Source organism: Mycobacterium sp. NS-7484 (assembly GCF_001953975.1).
Classification (GTDB): domain Bacteria; phylum Actinomycetota; class Actinomycetes; order Mycobacteriales; family Mycobacteriaceae; genus Mycobacterium.
The window spans coordinates 63,109-86,367 of sequence record NZ_MBEJ01000078.1 but is presented as its reverse complement, the minus strand read 5'-3'; the positions used below and the strand labels follow the sequence as shown (position 1 = coordinate 86,367).

The 23,259-nt window shown below is 67.7% G+C and carries 18 protein-coding genes; 14 read left to right on the top strand and 4 right to left on the bottom strand.

From position 1 onward, the window contains the following. Positions 1 to 15 precede the first annotated feature (15 nt). The gene (locus A5733_RS14150; RefSeq protein ID WP_076240574.1) at positions 16 to 1,095 is read right to left on the bottom strand and encodes an acyltransferase; all 1,080 of its coding nucleotides are present in this window, start codon (positions 1,093 to 1,095) and stop codon (positions 16 to 18) included. 648 nt (positions 1,096 to 1,743) lie between these two features. Here A5733_RS14150 and A5733_RS14145 point away from each other — a divergent pair. The 4 genes from A5733_RS14145 (at position 1,744) to A5733_RS14130 (ending at position 7,881) form a co-directional block, all read left to right on the top strand. Next, positions 1,744 to 3,708 (top strand): hypothetical protein, encoded by a 1,965-nt coding sequence (locus tag A5733_RS14145; RefSeq protein ID WP_076240573.1) that lies wholly within the window; start codon positions 1,744 to 1,746, stop codon positions 3,706 to 3,708. Beyond that, complete coding sequence (locus A5733_RS14140) at positions 3,705 to 6,155, top strand: hypothetical protein (protein ID WP_076240572.1); 2,451 nt, start codon at positions 3,705 to 3,707, stop codon at positions 6,153 to 6,155. The genes A5733_RS14145 and A5733_RS14140 overlap by 4 nt, the downstream gene beginning before the upstream one ends. A 1-nt stretch (position 6,156) precedes the next feature. Then, positions 6,157 to 7,314, top strand: coding sequence for a hypothetical protein (locus A5733_RS14135; protein WP_076240571.1), 1,158 nt, complete (start codon positions 6,157 to 6,159; stop codon positions 7,312 to 7,314). 63 nt (positions 7,315 to 7,377) lie between these two features. Continuing rightward, positions 7,378 to 7,881 (top strand): pyridoxamine 5'-phosphate oxidase family protein, encoded by a 504-nt coding sequence (locus tag A5733_RS14130; protein WP_076240570.1) that lies wholly within the window; start codon positions 7,378 to 7,380, stop codon positions 7,879 to 7,881. An 8-nt stretch (positions 7,882 to 7,889) separates the two neighbouring features. Here A5733_RS14130 and A5733_RS14125 read toward each other — a convergent pair whose 3' ends face one another. Next, positions 7,890 to 8,855 carry a pirin family protein gene (locus A5733_RS14125; protein WP_076240569.1) on the bottom strand — a complete coding sequence of 322 codons (966 nt, stop codon included), beginning with the start codon at positions 8,853 to 8,855 and terminating at the stop codon, positions 7,890 to 7,892. Between the two features lie 53 nt (positions 8,856 to 8,908). Between A5733_RS14125 and A5733_RS14120 the strand changes: the two genes are divergently transcribed. Continuing rightward, complete coding sequence (locus tag A5733_RS14120) at positions 8,909 to 9,166, top strand: DivIVA domain-containing protein (RefSeq protein ID WP_076240568.1); 258 nt, start codon at positions 8,909 to 8,911, stop codon at positions 9,164 to 9,166. Positions 9,167 to 9,370: 204 nt separating this feature from the next. On the opposite strand, the gene A5733_RS14115 is transcribed toward A5733_RS14120, so the two are convergent. Further along, positions 9,371 to 9,664 (bottom strand): WhiB family transcriptional regulator, encoded by a 294-nt coding sequence (locus A5733_RS14115; protein ID WP_076240567.1) that lies wholly within the window; start codon positions 9,662 to 9,664, stop codon positions 9,371 to 9,373. A 387-nt stretch (positions 9,665 to 10,051) separates the two neighbouring features. Here A5733_RS14115 and A5733_RS14110 point away from each other — a divergent pair, with 387 nt between their 5' ends. After that, a complete protein-coding gene (locus tag A5733_RS14110) occupies positions 10,052 to 10,843 on the top strand; it encodes a helix-turn-helix transcriptional regulator (protein WP_067774523.1) in 792 nt (263 codons plus the stop codon). Between the two features lie 9 nt (positions 10,844 to 10,852). On the opposite strand, the gene A5733_RS14105 is transcribed toward A5733_RS14110, so the two are convergent. Continuing rightward, a complete protein-coding gene (locus A5733_RS14105) occupies positions 10,853 to 12,328 on the bottom strand; it encodes a MinD/ParA family protein (protein ID WP_067774526.1) in 1,476 nt (491 codons plus the stop codon). Positions 12,329 to 12,717: 389 nt separating this feature from the next. Here A5733_RS14105 and A5733_RS27125 point away from each other — a divergent pair, with 389 nt between their 5' ends. From A5733_RS27125 to eccCb, 8 genes are read left to right on the top strand one after another with little or no spacing between them, the layout of a single operon-like run. Next, the gene (locus A5733_RS27125) at positions 12,718 to 14,313 is read left to right on the top strand and encodes an EspA/EspE family type VII secretion system effector (RefSeq protein ID WP_076240566.1); all 1,596 of its coding nucleotides are present in this window, start codon (positions 12,718 to 12,720) and stop codon (positions 14,311 to 14,313) included. A 30-nt stretch (positions 14,314 to 14,343) separates the two neighbouring features. Then, positions 14,344 to 14,655: an ESX-1 secretion-associated protein gene (locus A5733_RS14095; RefSeq protein WP_076240565.1), complete on the top strand. Its 312-nt coding sequence runs from the start codon at positions 14,344 to 14,346 to the stop codon at positions 14,653 to 14,655. A gap of 12 nt (positions 14,656 to 14,667) precedes the next feature. Beyond that, complete coding sequence (locus A5733_RS14090; RefSeq protein ID WP_076240564.1) at positions 14,668 to 15,516, top strand: ESX secretion-associated protein EspG; 849 nt, start codon at positions 14,668 to 14,670, stop codon at positions 15,514 to 15,516. Between the two features lie 13 nt (positions 15,517 to 15,529). After that, on the top strand, positions 15,530 to 16,096 hold the full coding sequence (locus A5733_RS14085; protein ID WP_076240563.1) for a secretion protein EspD: 567 nt from the start codon (positions 15,530 to 15,532) through the stop codon (positions 16,094 to 16,096). Continuing rightward, positions 16,089 to 17,813, top strand: a complete 1,725-nt coding sequence (eccA, locus tag A5733_RS14080) for a type VII secretion AAA-ATPase EccA (RefSeq protein WP_076240597.1) — start codon at positions 16,089 to 16,091, stop codon at positions 17,811 to 17,813. The genes A5733_RS14085 and eccA overlap by 8 nt, the downstream gene beginning before the upstream one ends. A 3-nt stretch (positions 17,814 to 17,816) precedes the next feature. Beyond that, complete coding sequence (gene eccB, locus A5733_RS14075; protein WP_067774537.1) at positions 17,817 to 19,259, top strand: type VII secretion protein EccB; 1,443 nt, start codon at positions 17,817 to 17,819, stop codon at positions 19,257 to 19,259. Further along, positions 19,256 to 21,484, top strand: coding sequence for a type VII secretion protein EccCa (gene eccCa / locus A5733_RS14070; RefSeq protein WP_067774538.1), 2,229 nt, complete (start codon positions 19,256 to 19,258; stop codon positions 21,482 to 21,484). The genes eccB and eccCa overlap by 4 nt, the downstream gene beginning before the upstream one ends. Continuing rightward, positions 21,484 to 23,256 (top strand): type VII secretion protein EccCb, encoded by a 1,773-nt coding sequence (gene eccCb / locus A5733_RS14065; protein ID WP_076240562.1) that lies wholly within the window; start codon positions 21,484 to 21,486, stop codon positions 23,254 to 23,256. Before eccCa ends, eccCb begins: the two co-directional genes overlap by 1 nt. Positions 23,257 to 23,259: the final 3 nt, after the last annotated feature.

Below are 23,259 nucleotides of genomic sequence, written 5' to 3'. Positions count from 1 at the left end.
CTCGGCGGGCGCACGCTAATTCCGCGGCGTCGCCACCGGCGTCTGCGCTTCGGCGACGGTATTTTCGGCCGGCTTTTTGGCGGCCTGCTTGAAAATACGGGCTTTCAGCGCTGACGCTCGTTTCTCCACCAGGAACCAACTCAGGGCGGCGATCGGCAGCACGGCGGCTGTGGCGAGGACGAAGAACAGAAATGGGTTCAGAGGCGCCAGCCCGCACACGGCGAGCAATTGTTGGACCGGGAACGCATAGATGTACACGCCGTAGGAGAAATCGTTGCGCAGACGCGATTTCCGGATCAGTGCGCCCGAAACGATGATCGCGTAGGCCAACGGTAAGACGCCCAACATCCGGTAGTTCTGGATGAACCCGGAGGCCGCGACAAGGGCAACGCTGAGCGCGACCAACGACCACCGGGCCGGAATCTTGTCCTGGTACTGGTAAAACATGGCGCCCGCGAGGAAGACCACCGCGAATCGGGCCAGCATCTGCGCCATGCTGTAGCCCGGCGGCGTGTAGGAGACGTAGGCCGACCAACAAAGCGCCAGCACGAACATCGTCGGGATGGTCCAGCGCCGCTTCAGCAATCCGAGAAACCCGACCACCGACACCAAAACGTCACACAGCAGAACGAAGAACAACGTCCAGATCGATCCGTCCCAGATGCCGGGGAAGGGAACGTCCGTGGGGGTCCCGTCGATGCCGCCGTACGCAACGTTGAGCAGGCCGTTGTTGACCACATACGCGATCTGGGAGGACAGCGTCAACGAACTGTCTTGAATCTTGGCCGCGATCGGCGCGATGACGAATGCGACGATCGTCAGGCACACCCAGAGTCCCGGGAAGATCCGTAAGAACCGCGACGCCCAATACTCTTTCAGGTGGGGCCGGCGAATCCAGGCCGCAGTGATCAAGAACCCGGAAATGACAAAGAATCCGTCGGCAAACATGTCGCTGAGCAAGCGGGTTAGCGGGACATTGTCGATCTCTCGCCCGGTGAGAGGCCAGGAGTGCCAGAAAACCACGCCAATTGCGAGAACCAGGCGCCAGGCGGTGAGGGCATTGTGGCGTTTGTCGAATACCTGCCCAAGCGTCATGGCGCCACCCCCAAAAGGCTCCGCTGTTGTGTTCCGCAAACAATATTGGCATAACTGAGCGCCGGTAAAGCGCGGGATCAGGCGGAAAGCCGACGGTATGCCCAAGGCGCACTTGGCTTTTGATCAATGTCAAATTTGCTGAAATGCGACAGGCGAGAGTTGTTGCGACGCGGGGGATTAACGTCGGAGTATTCGAGGCCGCGCCAAAAAAATTGACCGCAGCGTATGCGTCAAGCTCATGACATTCGAATGAATAAATGGTGAGGTCCGTCAATTTACGGCCAACGTCGGCGCCAAGGCTGTTGTGGTGTCGCGACGTTCATTTGCCATCGTTACCGTCTGCGGTGAAGTTCGCCAGCGAGCCGATATTTTTGACGTTGAGAGCAATATGGTGCGGCCGGTCCGCCGCCCGCGGGCCCGGCGGAGTCGGGGTGCGCATCGAAGCCGGGGGAGTGGGTGCTGTCGTACGCCTGATCAAGCGCGCCGCAGTTTCGTGGGCCGGCGACCCACCATGTGGCGGTGAGCAGGGGGCACCTGCGGTAGCGTTTCTGCTGTGCAGGCCCGCGAAGGCCTGACACCTCAGGAGTTCGCGCTGTTCGAGCTGCCGGTGCGATCACGACGGCCGCCCGGCGGGGATTTGGTGTTCTGATGCCCGATCTGTATCCCGTCGACGATTCCGACGACGCGGATCCGCGGCTGGCGCCGTTGTTGGCCTGGCGCCAACAGCTGGTCGACTCGGGTGCGGTCGCGGCCCGCAGCTTCAAAGAGGCACATCTGCGGCTGGTGCTCAGATCCGGCCGCACCGACGTCGAGCAGATCCGGGAGATGCTGCCCGGTTCGGTGGCCGAGCACGCCGAAGAGATGGCCCGGGTGCTGGCCGAGTTGGACTCCCCGGCCCCGGATCACCCCGTCGATCACCCCGCAGACCATCCGCCGGAAGCCCGGTCGGACACCCGGGCGCCGCAGCCCGGCGCCGTGCACGCCATCGCGTTCCGCCGGGGAGAATCCCGTCCCGATGCCGTCGAGTTGAGCTGGCCGGACTATCAGGCCAATGGGGGAGTGGTGCTGTACCGGGTGGTCAGCGCCGAGGACCGGGCCCCTCGGTCACCGGAGAACGCCGATCTGGTGGCCGCCACCCCGTTGTCGGCGGCCAGTGACGACCGCCCGCTGACCGGACCGCTGCGCTACTACCAGGTGTGGGTGATCACCGGGGCGTCGCGCTCGGATGCCCTGAGCACGCGTCCGGTGCTGCATGCCGCCGGAGTGCTGGTCGCCCCGCTTCGCGACGTGGCCATCCGGGAGGACTCCGGCCTGGTCATCGGACAGTGGACCGCGCCGCCGTCGCCGTGTGTCGTGCACGTGTACCGGATACCGATCGAGGAGGCCGGCGAGACCGAGATCGACGAGGCGCGCCACCGGATCCTGGCCGACAAAGACAACCGCGAGGGCTTCGTCGACACCGGTGCCGTGCGCGGTCGGCGGTACCGCTACCGGGTGCGGTGCGCCGCCGAGGTCGACGGGGACGCGGTGGTCTCGGAGCCCGACGACGTCGACCTCGATGTGTCGGCAGTGCTCGCCGCGGTCACCGACATCTCGGTCGACTCGAGCTTCGACGGCGCATCGTTCGACGTGTCCTGGACGGCACCCGGGGCCGAGGTCGCCGTCTACCTCAGTCAAAGCGGGCCGAGCGCCGGCAATGTCTCCACCGAACTGCCGGAGAACGCGCTCGAACAGGTCGGCTTGACCCCGGAACTGCGGCTGCACCGAGCGGTCGTGGATCAGTCCCAGCCCGACGGCAGCCGCCGCACGTTGATGTCCGGCGTGCCATGGCCCGAGGGCTGGAGCCGGGCCTACGTCACCCCGGTGACCGTGCTGGCCGGACGCGCGGTGCTGGGCCGCACCGTCTCGGCGGTACGTACCGGCATCATCCGCGACATCGAGCTCGCCGAGTACTGCAACAAGCAGGTGCTCACCTTCGATTGGCCCGACGGCGCGGCGGGCGTGGTGGTGACCCTGGCGCCCAAGGGCCACGATCCCCGCGCCGGGCTGACCGGCAGGTCCTTCGAGATCTCGCTGGAGGACTACGAGAAGTACGGCGGTATGCACCTGACCGGGGCCCTGCCGGTGGCCGGCTGCTCGCTGCATCTGGCGCCGGTGGCGTTCTCCGGCGGTCGCCGGGTCACCGGTCCGGTGGCCAGCATCGAATACCCGGGCATGCTGCGCCTGCAGTATGCCGTGCGGATCGGCCGTGATCAGGCCGGTTATCCCACCACCGCCACCGTGGCGGTGCGTTCGGAATACGACGTCCCAGGGTCGCCGTCGTTCGTGTTGGTCAACAACCCGCAGCGGATGCCGTTGAGCGTGCACGACGGCCAGCCCGTCGACGTGGCGCCGCTCGACGCGCAGGGCCAGCTGGCCGATCAGCCGTCCAAGCAACTGCGCTGGAGCGCGTTGACCACCTCGGGCAGCGGCGAGCTGTGGGCAGCCAATGTCAGCGGGCTGCACGGCTGGATCCGGCTGTTCCTCAACATCCCGGACCCCGCGCAGCTACGGACCCTCGCGCTGCTGGACCCCCCGGTGCAGACCCTGCAGCTCACCGCGACGGTGTTATGACATCGCGCTACGGCCAGCTCGCCTACACCTCGTTCGACGCCGTCGGCACGGCAGGCGGCTGGCAGATCAAAGAAACCGGCGGCTGCCTGACCCCGGGGGAGACCCAGGCCCTGATCGCCGGGGTGTACACCGTGTTCCGGCCGGTGGACGCCGCACCGGATTTCCCCACTCCGGAGCAACTCGAGGACGGGCCGCGCCGGTTGGCCTATCGCCGCGTCGAGGACGGCGCGGCGTACTGGCACACCTTCCCGGCCGGGTCGGACTCCACCGGACGGCCGGGCAACGTCTTCGCGCACGTGCTCCTGGACCGCGCGCCCAATACCCACCCGCGCCATCGGGCGATCCAATGGTGGCGGTCGCCGGGCTGGTTGCGGCCCTACGGAGCGGCCGCGGTGGCCCGGGCCGCATTGCCGGCCGAAATTCCGCCTCCGGGTGCGGTGGTGACCAAGGACAGCGTGGTGGCCTTCGCGCTGGACCCCACCACGTGGCGGCTGGCGACGTTGTTCGTCCTGCTCGACGCGGTGGCCGCGGCGATGGCCGGCGGCCCGCCGGTGGTGCTGGGTGTGCAGTCGCCGGATGCCGCCGCGCAGTGGATCGGTCTGGTCAGCTTCTTCATGTCACCGGGCACCGCGGCAGGCCTGAGTTTCTCGACCTTCGACCGGGCCGATCAGATCGGGCCGCACCACGGCCAGGTGCTCACCGCGGTACCGCTGGAAGATCTCGTCGCGGTGGAACCGGGCATGGTGCTGATCAACGAGGCGGAGAACATCTCGCTGGGCGAGCTCGGCGGTGATCCGCATCGCACGGCGGGCGGGCATCACATCACCGTCACCCGGTGGTCGGTGATGGCGCAGGTGGTGCTGCTCGATACCGTCTCGGCGCGGCGGGTGCTCGACGACATCGACACATTGTCCTCTCAGGTGCGCGACGACGGTCTGCATCCGGCCTGGCCGATGGCGATGGCCGTCGCCGGCCACCCGGAGTTCGCCGATGCCCAGGTGGAGGCCCATGAGGTGATCGCCGCGCACTCCCCGGCGGGTGCGGTGGTGGGCTCCGAGGCCGCGCACATCATCGCCGACGTGCTCGCGAGCGCGGTCGGGGTGACGACGGCCGACGCGTGGCGGGCGATGCACGAGTTGTCCGACGGCGCCGGTGCGGCACATGCCGATACCACCTACTTCATCCGCGCCATCGACGACGACGCCTGGATGGCGCAGGCCGGTCCAATCCCGTTGGGGCCGAGAACGTTTCACGGGAAACCAACACCTTCGGCGGTCCGGGTGGCCATCGGCCCGGCCCTGGAGCGCAGCCGGAAGCTGGGCGTCGACCGGTTGTTGAGAACGGTGGACCTGCTGTTGCGGGCCGGGGTGGCCGATGATCGCCTGGAGGCGGCGTTGGTGGACGGCGTGCTCCCCGGGCTCGCCGAACCGCAGGTGCGCGGTCTGATCGGCGCGGCCGACCGGCTGTCGCTCGGGGCACTTTTGCTGCGCGACGGCGACGTCGAGGCCACCACGATCGACGACGACGTCCTGGACTGGCTGGCCGAGGCCGGCCCGGTGCCCGGGCCCGCCGAACTGGCGAGCGCCCAACCCTGGGACCAGGTGTGGATTCGTGCCGCGCTGCGGGGTTTGCGGTCGCGTCGGCGCGGCGCGGTCGACCCCGGTGATCCCGGGACGCAGCTGTGGTGGCTGCGCACCACCGAGCCCGAGCGCTTCGAGGCCGCCGCCGCCGGCTCGGTCTGGAATCCAGAGGACCTGTTGCTCGCCGTCGGTGCCGAGCCGCTGCCGGGCCCGGCAGCGTTACGCACCCTGGTCGGCGCGGCGGACTCGGCGGCGTTGCGTCAGTTGGCCGGCAAGGTGATCGACGACAACGGCGACAGCGCGACGGTGGCCTGTGCCGCCGTCCGCCACATCGAGCCGAACGATTGGCTGCACCGGCACTATCTGCACACGCACCAGAGTTCGTATGTGCCGCTGTGGGATCAGGCGCTGGCCGGCCTGGAACCCGATGGGGTGCACCCGGATTTCGCGGTGCGGCTGCTGAGCTTCGCGCTGTTGGGCCTGCTCACCGGGCAGCCGTATCCGCTGGTCTGCCAGGCGTTGGCGGCGGAGTCCGAATACCGCGCGCAAGCCGTCCAGCGGGTGCTGCCCCTGGTCAACGGCGACCAGCTGGCGCCCGCACCGGTGATGGCGATCAGCCTGTTGCGGGCCGAGGCGGGCGCATACCTGCCCGAGCCGATGGATCAGCTGGCCGGCGTGCTGGCCGGACAGGTGGCGACCACCATGGCGGGCGTCGAGGCGGAATCCGTGGTGATGTTGATGGCGCAGATGTCGGGTGACTACTCCGAGGGGACGATGCGCGGGTACCGCAAGATGGTGAACAGGCTGATGACGCGGCGGGGCGAGCAGCCGTCGTTGGTGGAGCGACTGCGGGGGAGCCGGGGCTGACATGAGCAAATGCCCACGGTGCTTCACCGCACTGAGCCCCAACAACCACCTGTGGACGCTGCCCGCCCAGGCCGGAGGCACCCGCTACCGCGACGACGTCGCCTCGGCCTACGTGGGCGCGCCCGCCGACTGCGGTGCGCTGTACACCTGGACGCGGTCCCCCGGCTACAACGGCCCGCCGCCGCCGGTGTCGGAGGCCAGCCGCGCGCTGCAGGGTGCGGCGGTGGAGATCTGTCCGATCTGCCACTTCACGCTTCCCGACGGCTTCCGCGAAGGCCACGCGATCTGCATCGCATTGGCCGGTGCCCGGGCGACGGGCAAGAGCCTCTATATCGCGGTGCTGATCAAGCAGCTGGAATTGTTGTGCGAACGCTTCGGGGTGGTCTTGGAGCCGGTCACCCGCGCCACCGCGCAGAACTACGCCACCAATTACGAAGGCCCGCTGTATGTTCAGCGCGGCTTGTTGCCGCCCACCCCGACGGTGCACACCCAGGCGCCGAATCAGCGTGAGCCGCTGGTGTTCTCGATCGGTGTCTGGCACGGAGTGCGGCGCTTCCTGGTGCTGCGCGATGTCGCCGGCGAGGATCTGGAGAACGGTGACCTGCGGGCACCACCCTTCCAGTTCTTCGGCCACGCCGACGCGGTGTTCTTCATGTTCGATCCGTTGCGGGTCAAGGCCATCCGCGATCAACTGCAGGACCTGTTGCCGCCGCAGCCGTTCAGCGGTGGCGAGCCGCGCTCGGTGCTGGGCAATCTGCTGCTGGCGATGTATCCCGGTCGGCCCAAGCTGGCGGTGATCCTGTCCAAGTTCGACGTGCTGCGGGCGCTTCGGGACGTGCAGGGCTCGGACTGGGCCCTGGTCATGTCCAACGGCGGTGCGGCGTTCCTGCGTGACACGTCCGACGGCAAGCACTACGACGACGTCGACGGTCAACTACTCGACCAAGAGGTACGCAGCCTGCTGGTGCGTCTGCACGGCGGCTCGATCGTGGCGGCGGTGGAGAACCCGTCCACCGGCCCGCGGTTGGAGGGGCGGTACTTCGCGGTGTCGGCGCTGGGACATGCGCCCAACGGAAACCGCGTGCACGCCAGGGGAATCGCCCCGTTCCGGTGTGTGGATCCGGTGCGTTGGGTGACCTCGCAGTTCGGCGTGCTCTGAAGCGGGCGGGGGCCCCTGAACCGGCGTGGCTATGGTGGGCTGACGCGAGCAGAGAGGTGGCAGGTGGGTAAGAACGAGCGGGCAAAGATCGTCATGAGCGACGAGGAGATCGCCGAATTCATCGAACACAGCCGGACCGCGACGATGGCCACGGTGCTGCCCAACGGCCGACCGCACCTGGTCGCCATGTGGTACGCGATGCTCGACGGCGAGATCTGGTTCGAGACCAAGGCCAAGTCGCAGAAGGCGGTCAACGTGCGTCGTGACCCGACCATCACGGTGATGATCGAGGACGGCGACACCTACGACACCCTGCGCGGCGTGTCCATCGACGGCACCGCCGAGATCGTCGACGACCCGGAAACCCTTCTGCGCGTGGGTATCAGCGTGTGGGAACGCTACACCGGCCCCTACACCGACGAGATGCGGCCGTTCGTCGACCAGATGATGAACAACCGCATCGCGGTGCGCGTGGTGCCGAGCCGGTTGCGCAGCTGGGATCACCGCAAGCTCGGTCTGCCCGAGATGCCGGTGGGCGGCAACACCGCGCAATATCTCAAGGCCTGACTCGAGGCCTAATTCGACGGCCTCGGCCTGGGCTTGAGCCGTCCATTGGGCAACGGCGGCGCCGGCAGCCTGACGATCGTGCCGGCATAGCCGTGCACGTCACCAAACCGGGCATCGTTGGCCTGCCACAACGCGCGGTAGGTCGCGATGTCGTCGTGGCTGCGGCCGACGAAGTTCCACCACATCACCAGCTCCTCGGGAAACGGTGGTCCGCCCAGCAGCACCGCTCGCGCCGGGCCCGCGCCGCGGTTGGCCAGTTCCAGTTGGGCGCAGCCCGGGCCCTGGTAGGCCAGGTCGGCGACATCCAGTGCGCTGCCGGCAACCTCGACCGCGCCCTGGTCGAGGAGCACGCCGTGTTCGAACTGCGGGTCGACGTCCAGCGTCAACACCGCCCCCGGGTCGAGGTCGATCTGGGCGCCCAGCAGCGGTGTGAACGTGTGGACCGGGGACCGCGCGGGCTCCAACTCACCCAGGAACACCCGGAGCGTGGCGCCGTCGACGGTGCGCGGCGGTGGTGCGTGGTGTGCGAAGTCGCGGTCGGTATCGCGGGCGGTGTCCGGCAGGGCCACCCACAGCTGTACGCCGTGCAGGATCGTGGTGGACTCGACGGATACCTCGGAGTGGCAGATCCCGGCGCCGGCCGTCATCAGGTTGAGCTCGCCGGGACGGACGAACGCGTGGATCCCGGCGCTGTCGCGGTGTTCGATCAGCCCGTCGAAAAGCCAACTCACCGTTTGCAACCCGGTGTGCGGGTGGGGCGGCACGTCCATGCCGCGGCCGGATCGGACGTCGTGCGGGCCGTAGTGGTCGGCAAAACACCACGCGCCGATCATGGACCGGTCGCGTTGCGGCAGGGTGCGCCGCACCAGGATCGCGCGCGGGCCGCCCAGGGGCACCTCACGTGCGTGCAGGACACCGGTGTACCCCGAGTTGGCGCAGGTGACTTCCGCGGGCGCCGGGTCGGTGTTGCTCATGAACCTCACGGTAACCGCGTTCGGGGATGGTCACCGGCGGTTAGCATGACCGCATGACCGGGGGATTGACTGCCGAAGATGTTCGCAGTACCGCGTTTTCGAAACCGCCGCTGGGTAAGCGCGGCTATGACAAGAAGTCGGTGGACGATTTTCTCGCGCTCGTCGCCCGCCGCCTCGACGGGCGCGGGCACCTGGGAGCCGACGACGTCCGCCACATCGTGTTCCCGAAGCCACCGCTGTTCCAGCGCGGCTATGACGAAGACGAGGTGGACACTCTGCTCGACGCGGTGGCCGCCACGCTCGAGCCATAGCTGAAAAGAGGGGACGGTGCCGTCACTGCGCCTCGCGGCGCGTGGTCGCTCGAAGCGACGGTTCTGGTGTGGGGCCCGGGGCAATGCCCGGCACCGTCAGCGGGTGTAACGAGATACCCCGGGCCCCTATTCCTCCCCCAGTGGAAACCTGCCCTTGCCCTGCCGTCCCCTCGAATCGGCAGCGCAAGGGCCGGGCAATAAGAGTCAGGCCGCGTCGGGGAACACCAGGCGCAGCTTGCGGACCGGGTAACCGTTGCGCTCGGCCAGCGATCGCAGCTGCTTGAGCGCGAAGCTGCGGCCACGGCCGGCGTCGGGAACCATGATCCCGGCCCACAGCCCCTCGGCGCGCGGTAGTTCGCAGGCCTCCCGGGCGCACAGCCACCGCCGCGGGCATTCCCGGCAGATGACCTTCGCCTGGTCGTCCGGGGTGGAGGTCCACCGCTCCGGATCACTGGTGCACACGCCGAGCGGGATGCCGTTGGACATCAGTGCGTTCATGCTTGCTGCTCCTGTTAGGGCTTTCTGTTGCGGTGCGTACCGCGTTGGGAGGAACGCTATAGCAACAACCGTAGCGATGCAACAGTTTGAGCGAAACCGAAGCGCACTGCCGCTACGAAAATTCGCACCGGTAACGAGACGTCACCACCTGGGTAAAGGCCATTTGGATCTAAAACTGCACGTCAGAACGCCACTAGGTACCTCGGTGTACCCGTAGCGTAAGTACGGTTCAGTCCGTCGCCAAGCCGTAGCATCGGAGTTGTTTGCTGTATCTGCGAAAAACCTAATGCGTAGCGGTGCTTCAGTCGGGGGTTAGGATTGACGGGTCCCGACAACCGCTTCCGCGCTTGCGCTGAGGCTGAGCACATCGGCGAGGAACAGCCCCGAATGACCGACGCTGAGTACGATCTCGCCACTGGTGAGTTCGATGTCGGACTTATCCGCGCAGGTGCTGCAGCAGCGGCCCGCCGCCGCGAACTCGACATCAGCCAGCGCAGCCTCGCCGCCGAGGGAATCATCAACGCCGGGGCGCTCATCGCCTTCGAAAAGGGTCGCAGCTGGCCGCGCGAGCGCACCAGGCTCAAGCTCGAAGAGGTGCTGCGCTGGCCGCCCGGCACCATCGCGCGGCTGCGTCAGGGTGCTCCGGTGCCCGATCCGGCGATGTCCGCACCGGCGTTCGTCGACCCACCGACCGTCGTCGCCGCCCAGCCGCCGGCCGTGCCGTTGACCACGACGCCGCCGGCCAGCGACGAGGTGCCGCTGATCGCCCAGGCGGTGCTGACCGCGGTGAACACCCTCGAGTCGACGATCGCCACCTTGCCCGCGGTGGGCGACCCCGAGTTCACCCCGCGGGTCACCTCCGTGCTGGCCGATCTGCGGCAGTTGGAAGCGGTGGCATCGCGCGCCGCACGCCTCAGCATGGTGACCCCGGCGCTGATCAAGGCGCTCAGCGCGGTACGCCGCCAGATCGACGAGCTGACCACGCTGGCCGCCACCGCGCCCGGCGCCACGCTGGGGCAACGGCTGTACGCCGCACGCCGGCAGTCGAACCTCACCATCGGTGAAACCGCCACGGCCGCCGGGGTTTCCGAGGACACCGTGGCGCGCGCCGAGGCGGAGTACCCGGTCGACGCACCCTCCGTCCACGCCCTCGAGGCGTTGATCGGCGCGATGCGCTGATCGGTCGGGTTACCGGTCCCGACGGTCGTCCTGGGTGGGGAAGTGCTCGGCCAGGGCCGCGGCGATCTCCAGGAAGCGTCGCCGCGTCGCGGTCGACATCTCCCGAGGGTCCACCACCCCACCGGGGCGCAGATGCCCGTCGAACGGAACCTCGATCACCCGCTGCCCCTGACCCGAGAACTGTCCGGCCAGGATCGAGCGGGTGCGTTTGTCGGCGTGGCCGTCGGAGTCGTTGAGCACCACGACCGTGCGCTGCAACAGGCTGGTCATGTCGTGGGCGGCCAGCCAGTCCAGGGTCTGACCGGCGGTGGCGGCGCCGTCGACCCACGGCGAGGAGACCACGATCAACCCGTCGAGGTCACGCAGAACCTCTTGGGTGACCGGCGAATCCATGGTGGAACTGCAGTCCACCACCGAGATGGAGAAGTGCTTGTCCAGCCGCGTGGTGGCCTCGCGGTAAATCGCCGCATCGAGCACCCGGCGGCGGGCCGGCGTCCCCTCACCGGCCAACACGAACAGTCCGGCCGCGTTGTTGCCGACCCGGCTGCGCACATCGGCGAACGAGTCGAGATGCTTGTCGTTGGCCAGCTCCCAGTACGAACTCTGGGCCTGCGGGTCGACACGGCTGCCCAACTTGCCGAACGACGTGTCCGCGTCGATGGCCACCACCCGGTCGTCCTGGCGCAGCTGGGCGAAGATCGACCCGACACTGGCCGAGACGGTGGTCTTGCCGACCCCGCCCTTGCCCATCACGCCCACCTTGTAGTGACCGCGTAGGGCGCCTTTGATCTTGGCTTCGAGCTCGGCCTGACGGATGTCGTCGGCCGACGGGCCCAGGTTGACCAGCCCGAAGGTGGCCCGGTACACGAACAGCCGCCAACCACTGCCGGGCGGTTGCCGCTTGGGCGGCACGAGGTCGTTGACCCGGATCCGATCGGCGTACGAGCCCGGCGGTACCGGCGGGGCCTCGGGCATCCCACCCTGCTCCGGTGCGAAACCACCGTCGCCGGGCCACGGCTGGCCCGGCGGCGGGCCATAGGGCTGGTGCGGTGGACCGCTCGGCCCACCTGGGCCGGGTGGACGCTGGGACGGAAGCTGCCAGCCCGGCGGGTGCTGCTCCCACGCATCGGGCCGGGGCGGTACCGGCCGAGAGTCGTGCGGAGGCGGCGACGGCACCGGAGGCGGGGGAGGCGGTGGCATCTGTTGTTGCGGCGGCTGTTGCTGTTGCGGGGACGGCTGGGCCGCCGGCGCCTCGCGGAAGGTGCTGCGGGCCCGTTCGGCGTCGGGATCGGTGGGGACGCCCTGTGGATCGTCGGACTCGGAGTTGCCGGATGGCTTCGGGGTGAAGTCGACCGGGGGGCGCCCGGGGATCGAGGGCGGCGCCGGAGGCTGACGCCGGGTCGGTCGGGTGTCGGGCTCGAAGTGGGATTCCTCCGGACCCGTCCAGCCGAGCTCTCTACGCAAGGTGTCGTCGGGGTCGGACACGCCTGAATCTCCTCCGGAACTCACACACGGGAACTTTGACAGTGCTCAAGTATCGACCACAACCCGCCCGCGGTGCAGGATCCGACCACAATCCGGCCGAAATAACGCACCAGCAAATACCGGCGGCAAAGTTCACAACCACATGTGACGGTAGCTGACGGCCCGGAGGGGCCGTGGGGTCGACGGACCGTCGCGGCGGCGCCCGAGTCACCGGCCCGGCAATGCGGCCACCGGTGGACCGGCCCGATAAAACCCGGACTCAACTGCGATAAACCGTGTGCCGCAGCGGTTTCAGAACCGGATTTCGGCAGCTTCTGAGGCCGGAAATTGGTGCACTGACCGGGTCGGATGCGCTGGTAACCTCTGTTGCGGCGAAGGGGAAACGGGGAATGGGACTGCTGGGCGAGATTGCCGATTTCGGCAAAGGCGTGATCGAGAACAACGCGAAGTGGACCGAGCGCGCCGTCAAGGCCGGAGAGTTCATCGTCCGCAACACCGTGGGGGCCCAACTCGAGCAGGTGGCCAAGCTCGGCAGCCAGGTGATCGAACTCGGGCACAAAGCCGCCGACCTTCTCGAGACGCGCGTCGGCACACTTCTGGTCCGGGCCGCGCGGTCACCCATCCTGGCGGCCGGCCAGCAGACCATCGAGACGATGAAGAAAAGCACCGGCGTCGGTGCCCCGGAGAACGGCGGACGCTTCGGCGACGCCGCCGCCAAGCTGAGCGCGGCCGGCCAGGTACTCGCCTCGGCCGGCCCGAACGAGAGCTGGAACAGCGGCGGGGCCAGCGCCTACACGGCCCGCAACACCGAACAGGTGGGCCGGGTTCAGCGGATGATCGAGTTGGACAACACCGTGGCCGGGGTGCTGACCAAGGAAGCCGGCGAGATCGCGGCTGCCCGCGCCAAACTCGACGGTCATTCCGACTGGCTCGGCTCGATGAGCCTGCTCACCACGAGCGCGGGCATCATCCCCGGTTTCGGTCCGGCCGCCCGCATGGGTGCCGAGATCGCGATGGTGGCCAAGGCCGTCGGTGAGTCGAACGACGACCTGAACACCTTGCGCGGCCAGATCAACGAGAACGCGGCGGTTCTGCAGACGGCGGCAGCGCAGTACCAGACCCTGGCTGCCGGAGCGGCGCCCACCGGCGCAGAGTTCGAGCCGCCGCTCGGCAGTGCACCGGACGATCCGGCGTCGAGCGCGCCGGGCGTCCCGTCCGGTGGAGGCGGAGCCCCGTCGGGCGGCGGAGGCGGAATGCCGTCGGGCAGTGGTGGTGGCAGTGCCGGTGGCGCTCCGTCGTCGGCCCCGTCGATGTCATCGATACCGTCGACCTCGGGCGCCGGTGCGCCGGCGTCGGATGCGGCCGGTGATGCGGCCGGCGCGATGGGCACACTGCTGGGCTCGATGATGAGCCCCCTGAGCGGAATGTTGAGCGGAGTCACGCAGGCGGCCGGACAGGCCGCGCAAGCCGCCACCCAGGCGGCGAGCCAGGCCGCGCAGATGGCCGGTCAAGCGGCCGGGCCCGCTATGGCGGGCGGCACCGAGGCCGCACAGCTCGACAAGGCGTCGGGCGACCTGGCGGCAGGTCCGACGGATGTCGACGGCGACGGCCGACCTGACGAGGACGAAGACCGGGACGGCGAAGAGGACAAGGACGACGAGGACGAGAAGGACGACAAGGACGACGAGGACGGCATCGAGGACGAGAACGAGGAGTCGGCCGACGGGGCCGACGAGGACCGGGCCGACGGCCTGCCGCCTGCGGTTTCCCTCGACGGACCCGCCGATCCGATGGACGCCGAGCCGGATCGCGAGGCCGCCAAGACCCTGCCACCCGACCTCGAGGCGATGGCGGCCGGCGGCGGTGCGGCCGGGCCGGCTCCGGTGCATGTCGGGGCGGATTTCGAGCAGGGCCCGCTGCATGTCGCGGCGGCGGCTACATTAGACCGCGGTGTACCCGGATCTGCTGCCGTGATCGAGCGGTGAGAATCCAGGTACAGGGATCGAGGGGATTTCATGTCGGGTGATTTGCGGGTTGCCACCGCTCATTTACAGGAGTTGTCGGTCAGACAGGGCGAGGCTGCCTCCGGTCTGGCGCTGGCCACGGCGGCGGTCGAGGGTCTCGACGCCTCCGTGCGCATGACACATGGACCGATTTCGTCGTCGACGGCCACGGCGGTGGAAGCCGCGTTGACCGCTCGGCGAGCCGCGGGCAACGGTATGGCCCGGGTGTCACAGGACCTCGGCGACAAGCTCACCCGCGCGGCGAGCGGATACGACCGGACGGATTCGGCAATGGGCGACGCCCTCAGCGGGACAGTTCGATAGGGGGGCGCACAGATGACTTCTTCGTTCAGCGCGGATGCGAACGTACAGGCGATCGATGACGTCGTCGGGGTCGAATTGACCATCGACGGGGTTCTGGTCGTCGCCGACAAGCTGGGCCTCACCGACTTTCCGCCCTCGATGGGCATCCGGTTGAACATCCCCCAACCCGACCTGCGCGAGATCGTGTGGGACCAGGTGGGCCGTGACCTCATGGCCCAGGGCGTGCTGGATGTCTACGGCAACCCCCATCCCGAGGTGGCCGCCATGCTCGACACCCTGAGCCGGCCCGACCGCACGTTGGAGGGCCGCTGGTGGCGTCGTGACGTGGGCGGGAAGATGATCCGGTTTGTGGTGTGCCGCAAGGGCGGTCGGCACGTGGTCGTCGCCCGTGACAACGACATCCTGGTGTTCCAGCGGGTGGCTGCGCAGGTGGGTCTGGCCGGCATGGTGACGACCGTGCTCGGCGAGGGTTCACCGGCCAATGTCGAACCGTTGACCGGTGTCGCCGAAACCCTGGCCAAGTGCCGGACCGCGGATGAGCTCACCGGTTACGGGATCCCGCCCACCTCGGCCCGGGTGTACGCGAACATCATCTCCGAGCCGGAGAGTTGGGTGGAACTCATCGCGTCCGAGCGGAATCCGGGCGGCACCATCTCCCAGGTCGACGTGGCCGCCGGTGTCCTGGACTCCAAGCAGGGACGCATCGTGTCCATCCCGCGCCGGGTCAACGGTGAGCTCTACGGCAGCTTCCTGACCGGTACCAAGGACAACCTGCAGCGGGCCCTGGACGGGTTGGTCGAGTTGTTGCCCTCGGGTTCGTGGTTCGACAAGTCCGAGTCGGATAGTTCCTACCTGCACTGAAAGGGCCGCCAAGGTGGGTGACTTTCCGCCACACTATCCGGACGACGATGACGATTACGACGGCCTCTCGGCGCTGGATTTCGACTATTCCGACGACGATTCGAATGCGTTGGGGTTGGACGCGCTCGGCACCTATGACGACCTCGCCATATCCGACGGCGCGGTATCCGATGACACGTCCGACGGGTCCGTCTCCGACGGGACGGTGCCCGGGTTCTTCGAGCGTGACGACGACGATGAACTGGCCGTTCCGCTGTTCACCGTCACTAATCCACCTGAAACTGTCACGGTGACGGCGTACATGGATGGTCGGGTTCAGCAGATCGAGCTGGCGCCGAAGATCACCGATCTGACCGAGCGGGATCTCGCCGAGGAGATCCTGCTCATCGCGGACCTGGCCGCACAACAGGCCAAGTCCGCCCAGTACTCGTTCATGCTCGCGGGAATGCGTGAGCATGGCCACGACGACGCGGCGACCCGCGATTTTTTGACCCGTGACCTGAATCTGCCCACCCCGGAGCAAGCCGATGATGCTCGGGCCCAGGTCTTTTCGACCCGCTATGGAGGCGATCATGGTTGACCATCTCGCTGGGATGTTCGGCACCGCAGTCGGGATGCTGAGTAGCTCTCCGGCCCGCTCACTCGAAATGTTCACCGAGATCACCAGTTACGACGAGACTGCGTGTGACGCCTGGGTAGGCCGGATCCGGTGCGGCGACACCGACCGGGTGACGCTGTTCCGGGCCTGGTACTCACGCTCGAACTTCGGCCAGCTGGCCGGCGCGGCCGAGATCTCGATGAACGGTGTCGGGGCCCGCATCCCGATCGGCGGCATCTACGGCAAGGACATCTCCTACCCGATCAATTCACCGTTGGCGATCACCCTGGGCTTCGCCGTCCAGGAGGCCAACGAGGGCAATTACGCCGACGCGATGGAGGCCCTGGAGGACGCCCCGGCCGGTGGATCCGAGCACCTGGTGGCATGGGTGAAAGCGGTGATCTACGGTGCGGCGCAACGCTGGACCGATGTGATCGACCAGGTGCGTGGTGCCGAGCAGTGGCCGGACAAGTTCCTGGCCGCGGCGGCGGGGGTGGCGCACGGGGTCGCGGCGGCCAATCTCGGTCTGTTCACCGAGGCGGATCGTCGGCTCACCGAGGCCAACGACACCCCGGCCGGTCAGGCCTGCGCACCGGCGATCGCCTGGTACCTGGCCATGGCCCGGCGCAACCAGGGCAACGAAGAGTCGGCCCAGGTTCTGCTGGAATGGCTTCAGGCGAACTTCCCCGAGCCCAAAGTCACTGCAGCGCTTCGTGATCCGGCCTACCGGTTGGAAACCACGACCGCCGAGAAGATCGCGGCCCGCACCGACCCCTGGGATCCCTCCAGCGTGGTGGCCGACACGTCGGCTCGCGACAAGCTGCTGGCCGAGGCGCAGGCCGAGTTGGATCGTCAGATCGGCTTGGGCCGGGTGAAGGAACAGATCGAGGCCTACCGGGCAGCCACCCAGATGGCCAGGATCCGTGCCGCGCGCGGCATGAAGGTGGCGCAGACCTCCAAGCACATGATCTTCGCCGGCCCGCCGGGTACCGGTAAGACGACGATCGCGCGGGTGGTGGCCAACATCCTGGCCGGACTCGGCGTCATCGCCGAGCCGAAGCTGATCGAGACCTCGCGTAAGGATTTCGTCGCGGAGTACGAAGGTCAGTCGGCGGTGAAGACGGCCAAGACGATCGATCGGGCGCTCGGCGGCGTGCTCTTCATCGACGAGGCCTACACCCTGGTGCAGGAACGCGACGGCCGCGCCGACCCGTTCGGCACCGAGGCGCTGGACACCCTGCTGGCCCGGATGGAGAACGACCGCGACCGGCTGGTGGTCATCATCGCCGGCTACAGCAACGACATCGATCGCCTGCTGGAGACCAACGACGGCCTGCGGTCGCGTTTCGCCACCCGCATCGAGTTCGACTCGTACTCGCCCGACGACATCGTCGACATCACCAAAGTCATTGCCAAGGCCAACGATTCACAGCTCGACGAAGAGGCTGCCAAGCGGGTACACGAGGCGGCCTCGCTGCTCAGTCAGCGGACCCTCAACGGCAAGCCCGCGCTGGACATCGCCGGTAACGGTCGTTATGCCCGGCAGCTGGTGGAGGCCGGTGAGCAAAACCGGGACATGCGGTTGGCCCGGTCCTTGGATTTCGAGAACCTGGGTGTCGAGCAGCTCAGCGAGATCAACGGAGAAGACATGGCGGCGGCGATCGCGGCGGTGCACAGCCGCCTGAACATCGGCGAATAAGAGATGGCAGGCTTCCGGCTCACCACCAAGGTCCAGGTCAGCGGCTGGCGTTTTCTGCTGCGCCGCGTCGAGCACGCGATCGTGCGCCGGGATACCCGGATGTTCGACGATCCGCTGCAGTTCTACAGCCGTGCGGTGTTCGCCGGAATCGTGGTTTCGGTGCTGATCTGCCTGGGCGCAGCGCTGATGGCGTATTTCAAGCCGTTGGGCAAGCAGGGCACCGATCAGCTGCTGGTGGACCGGACCACCAACCAGCTCTACGTGATGCTGCCGGGCAGCAACCTGTTGCGCCCGGTGTACAACCTCACCTCCGCCCGGCTGGCGCTGGGCAACTCCGGCAATCCGTCGGCGGTGAAATCCGAGGAGCTCAACCGGCTGCCCAAGGGACAGCCGATCGGCATTCCCGGTGCGCCGTATGCCACCCCGACCGGTACCCCGGCCTCGCGCTGGACCCTGTGCGACACCGTCGCCAAGCCGGACAGCGCCGCACCCAAGGTGGAGACGTCGATCCTGATCAGGTCGCTGGCCACTGACATGGCCGTCGGCCCGATGCGGGAGAACCAGGCCATGCTGGTGTCCTTCGAGGGCGCCAACTGGCTGGTGACCGAAGAGGGCCGGCACAGCATCGACCTGGCCGACCGGGCGGTGAGCTCTGCGGTGGGCATCCCGGTCACCGCCAAGGCCACCCCGGTTTCGGAAGGCTTGTTCAACGCGCTGGCCAACATGGGGCCCTGGCAGCTGCCGATGATCCCGGCCGCCGGTGCGCCCAATACCGTTGGGCTGCCGGCGAATCTGGTGATCGGCTCGGTGTTCCAGACGGCCACCGAATCCGAGCCCCAGCACTATGTGGTGTTGCCGGACGGGGTGGCCCGGGTCAACGACACCACGGCTGCGGCGTTGCGCGCCACCAACTCCTACGGGCTGTTGCAGCCGCCGTCGGTGGAGGCCAGCGTGGTGGCCAAGATCCCCGAGCAGGTGTATGTCTCGCCGTTGCCGGACAAGCCGCTGGAGGTGCTGCTGCGTCAGGACTCTCCGGTGCTGTGCTGGGCCTGGCAGCGTGAGCCGGGTGATCAGGCGCCGAAGACCACCGTCATCGCCGGTCGCCGGCTGCCGATCCCGTCGTCGGCCATCGGCACCGGGATCGACCAGATAGGCGGTGACGCAACGGTGTACATCGAGGGCGGCCAGTTCGTCCGCTTACAGTCGCCCGATCCCCGGGTGGGCGAGAGCCTCTACTACATCGACCCGCAAGGGGTGCGCTACGGCGTCGCCAACGACGACGCCGCGAAGAATCTGGGCCTGGCCGGTGCGGTGAACGCACCGTGGCAGGTCGTCGGGCTGCTGGTGGAAGGCCCGGTGCTGTCGAAGGAAGCCGCGCTCATCGAGCACGACACACTTCCCGACGACCCGAACCCGCGCAAAGTCGAAAGTAAGCAAGGCTCATGACGACGAAGAAGTTCACCCCGACGATCAAGCGGGGGCCGCGGCTGACACCGGGCGAGATCAACGTCGCCCCACCCGATGACCTCGGCATCGAGATCCCGCCGTCGGGCATGCAGAAGGCCATGCCCTGGGTCATGGGCGGCTGCATGCTCGGCATGATCGCGATCATGATCTTCACCGGTGTACGTCAGCTGTCGCCGTACATGCTGATGATGCCGCTGATGATGATCATGGGCACCGTCGGTTTCATGTCCGGTGGTGGTCAGGGCGGCAAGCGGGTTCCGGAAATCAACGCCGACCGCAAGGAATACCTGCGGTATCTGGCCGGGCTGCGCAACCGGGTCACGTCGTCGGCGTCCGCGCAGGTGTCGTTCTTCGGTTACCACGCACCGCATCCCGACGATCTGCTCTCGATCATCGGCACCCACCGGCAGTGGTCGCGGCAGGCCAACTCGGACTTCTACGCCGCCACGCGGATCGGCATCGGCTCGGAGATCGCCGTCGACCGGTTGCTCAAGCCGAACACCAGTGGCGAGCTGGCCGGTCCGCAGGGCGCACCGCAGCCGCACCTGGAGCCGGTCAGCCATATGTGGGTGACGAAGTTCCTGCGCACCCACGGCCTGATCCACGATTGCCCCAAACTTGTTCAGCTGCGGACGTTTCCGACCATCGCCGTGGGTGGCGACGCGGACGGCGCGGCGGGGCTGCTGACGGCGATGATCTGCCATCTGGCGGTGTTCCATCCGCCAGACCTGCTGCAAATCCGGGTGCTCACCGACAACCCCGAAGACCCGAAGTGGTCGTGGCTGAAGTGGCTGCCGCACACCCAGCACCAGACCGACACCGATGCCGCCGGGCCGACCCGGCTGGTGTACACCCGCCCCGACGGGTTGAGCGATCTGACCGCCCGCGGGCCGCACAGCGCCGACGCGGCCCCCGGCGGTCCGTACGTCATCGTGGTGGATCTCACCGGCGGCAAGGCCGGGTTCCCCGTCGACGGGCGGGCCGGGGTCACGGTGCTGACGCTGGGCAACCACCGCGGATCGGCCTACCGGCTGCGCGTCGACGCCGACGGCACCTGCGACGACAAGCTGCCCAACCAGAACTACCGCGAGGTGACCCGGGTGGTCGACCGGATGACGCCGTCACAGGCCACCCGCGTCGCCCGCAAGCTGGCCGGCTGGTCGATCACCGGCACGATCATCGACAAGAACGTGCGGGTGCAGAAGAAGGTCTCGAAAGAATGGCACCACCTGGTCGGTGCGAAGTCGGTCGAGGAAGTCACCCCGGCGCGGTGGCGGATGTTCGCCGACACCGACCGGGACCGGCTCAAGATCCCGTTCGGGCACGAGCTCAAGACCGGCGAGGTGATGACCCTCGACATCAAGGAAGGTGCCGAGTTCGGTGCCGGCCCGCACGGCATGCTCATCGGTACCACCGGCTCGGGTAAGTCGGAGTTCCTGCGGACCATGATCCTGTCGCTGGTGGCCACCCACCACCCCGACCAGATCAACTTGCTACTGACCGACTTCAAGGGCGGTTCGACCTTCCTGGGCATGGAGAAGCTGCCGCACACCGCGGCCGTCGTCACCAACATGGAAGAGGAAGCCGAGCTCGTCGGCCGTATGGGCGAGGTGCTCACCGGTGAACTCGACCGGCGCCAGCAGATCCTGCGTCAGGCCGGTATGCAGGTGGGTGCCGCCGGTGCGCTCTCCGGTGTGGCCGAGTACGAGAAGCACCGCGAGCGCGGTGCGGACCTGCCGCCGTTGCCGACGTTGTTCGTGGTGGTCGACGAGTTCGCCGAGCTCTTGCAGAACCATCCCGACTTCATCGGGTTGTTCGACCGCATCTGTCGTGTGGGCCGGTCGCTGCGTGTGCACCTGCTGCTGGCCACGCAGTCGCTGAACACCGGCGGCGTGCGCATCGACAAGCTGGAACCGAACCTGACGTACCGAATCGCGTTGCGTACCACCAGCTCTGCCGAGTCCAAGGCGGTGATCGGTACCCCCGAGGCGCAGTACATCACCAACAAGGAAAGCGGTGTCGGGTTCCTGCGGGTCGGTATGGAGGACCCGGTGAAGTTCGCCACGCTCTACACCGGCGGCACCTATGTTCCCGAGGTGGAAGAGTCCGTTGACGGTGAGGCCAAGCCGCGGGCGAAGCGTCAGGCGCGGGTGCGGATTCACCAGTTCACCACGACTCCGATTTTTGATACGGCGGTGAATTGATGTCCACAGAAGCTGAACCGAAGGTCTTGCGCGAGGTGGTCCTCGCGCAATTGGGCACCGGTGAAAGCCGCGCATACAAGATGTGGCTGCCGCCGCTGACCGATCCGACGCCGGTCAACGAACTGATCGAGCGGGACTATCAGCGCAAACCGCTGCGGTTTGCGCTGGGGATCATGGACGAGCCGCGTCGGCACCGGCAGGACATCTGGGGCGTCGACGTCTCGGCCGCCGGCGGCAACATCGCGATCGGCGGTGCCCCGCAGACCGGTAAGTCGACCTTCCTGCAGACGCTGATGCTCTCGGCGGCTGCCACCCACACGCCGCGTCAGGTGCAGTTCTACTGCATCGACCTCGGTGGCGGTGGCTTGATGTACATGGAGGATCTGCCGCACGTGGGCGGTGTGGCCACCCGTGCCGAACCGGACCGGGTCAACCGGGTGGTGGCCGAGGTCAAGGCCGTGCTGAGGGCCCGCGAGCAGGTGTTCAAGCAGTACCGCGTGGGCTCGATCGCGTCGTATCGCGAGATGCGCGAGGACCCGGAGAATCCGGCCGCGCAGGACCCGTTCGGTGACGTCTTCCTGGTGATCGATGGTTGGCCGGCCTTCGTGGCGGAATTCCCCGACCTGGAACCGGCCGTGCAGGATCTGGCGGGTCAGGGTCTGGCGTACGGCGTGCACGTCATCATCTCCACGCCGCGCTGGACCGAGCTGAAGTCGCGTGTGCGCGACTATCTGGGCACCAAGGTGGAGTTCCGCCTCGGTGACGTCAACGAAACCCAGATCGACCGGATCACGCGGGATATCCCCGCCAACCGTCCCGGTCGGGCCGTGTCGCTCGAGAAGCACCACCTGATGATCGGGGTGCCCCGGCTGGACGGCGTCCACAGCGCCGCCAACATCGTCGACGCCATCTCGGCGGGCGTGCAGGAAGTGTCGTCGCGCCACACCGACCAGGCGCCGCAGGTGCGGGTGCTGCCGGAACGGATCTACCTGCATCAGCTCGATCCGAACCCGCCCGGACCCGACTCCGACTACCGCACGCGTTGGCAGGTGCCGTTGGGCGTGCGCGAGTCGGACCTCACGGTTGCCTACAACCAGATGAACATCACGCCGCACCTGCTGATCTTCGGTGCGCCGAAGTCGGGCAAGACCACCATCGCCCACGCCGCGGCCAAGGCGATCTGCAGTCGCAACAGCCCCGACCAGGTCAGGTTCATGCTGGCGGACTACCGGTCCGGTCTGCTCGACGCGGTGCCCGAGACGCATCTGCTGGCCGCCGGTGCGATCAACCGCAACAGCGCCTCGTTGGAAGAGGCGATCAAGGCGCTGGCCGTCAACCTGAAGAAACGGTTGCCACCGCCCGATCTGACCACCGCGCAGCTGCGGGCGCGGTCGTGGTGGAGCGGTCCGGACATCGTGCTGCTGGTCGACGACTGGCACATGATCACCGCCGCGGCGGGCATGATGTCGCCGATGGCGCCGTTGGGCCCGCTACTGCCGGCGGCCGCCGATATCGGCCTGCACATCATCGTGACGTGCCAGATGAGCCTGGCCCATCGGGCCACGATGGACAAGTTCGTCGGTGCTGCTTACGGCGCCGGTTCGCCGACGTTGTTCCTGTCCGGCGAGAAGAACGACTTCCCGTCGCGGGAGATCATCGTCAAGAAAAGACCTCCTGGCCAGGCGTTTATGGTCGGTCCGGACGGCAAGGAGGTCATTCAGGCGGCCTATGTCGATCCACCCGACGAAGAAGTGTTCGCAGCACCCCAATAGGGC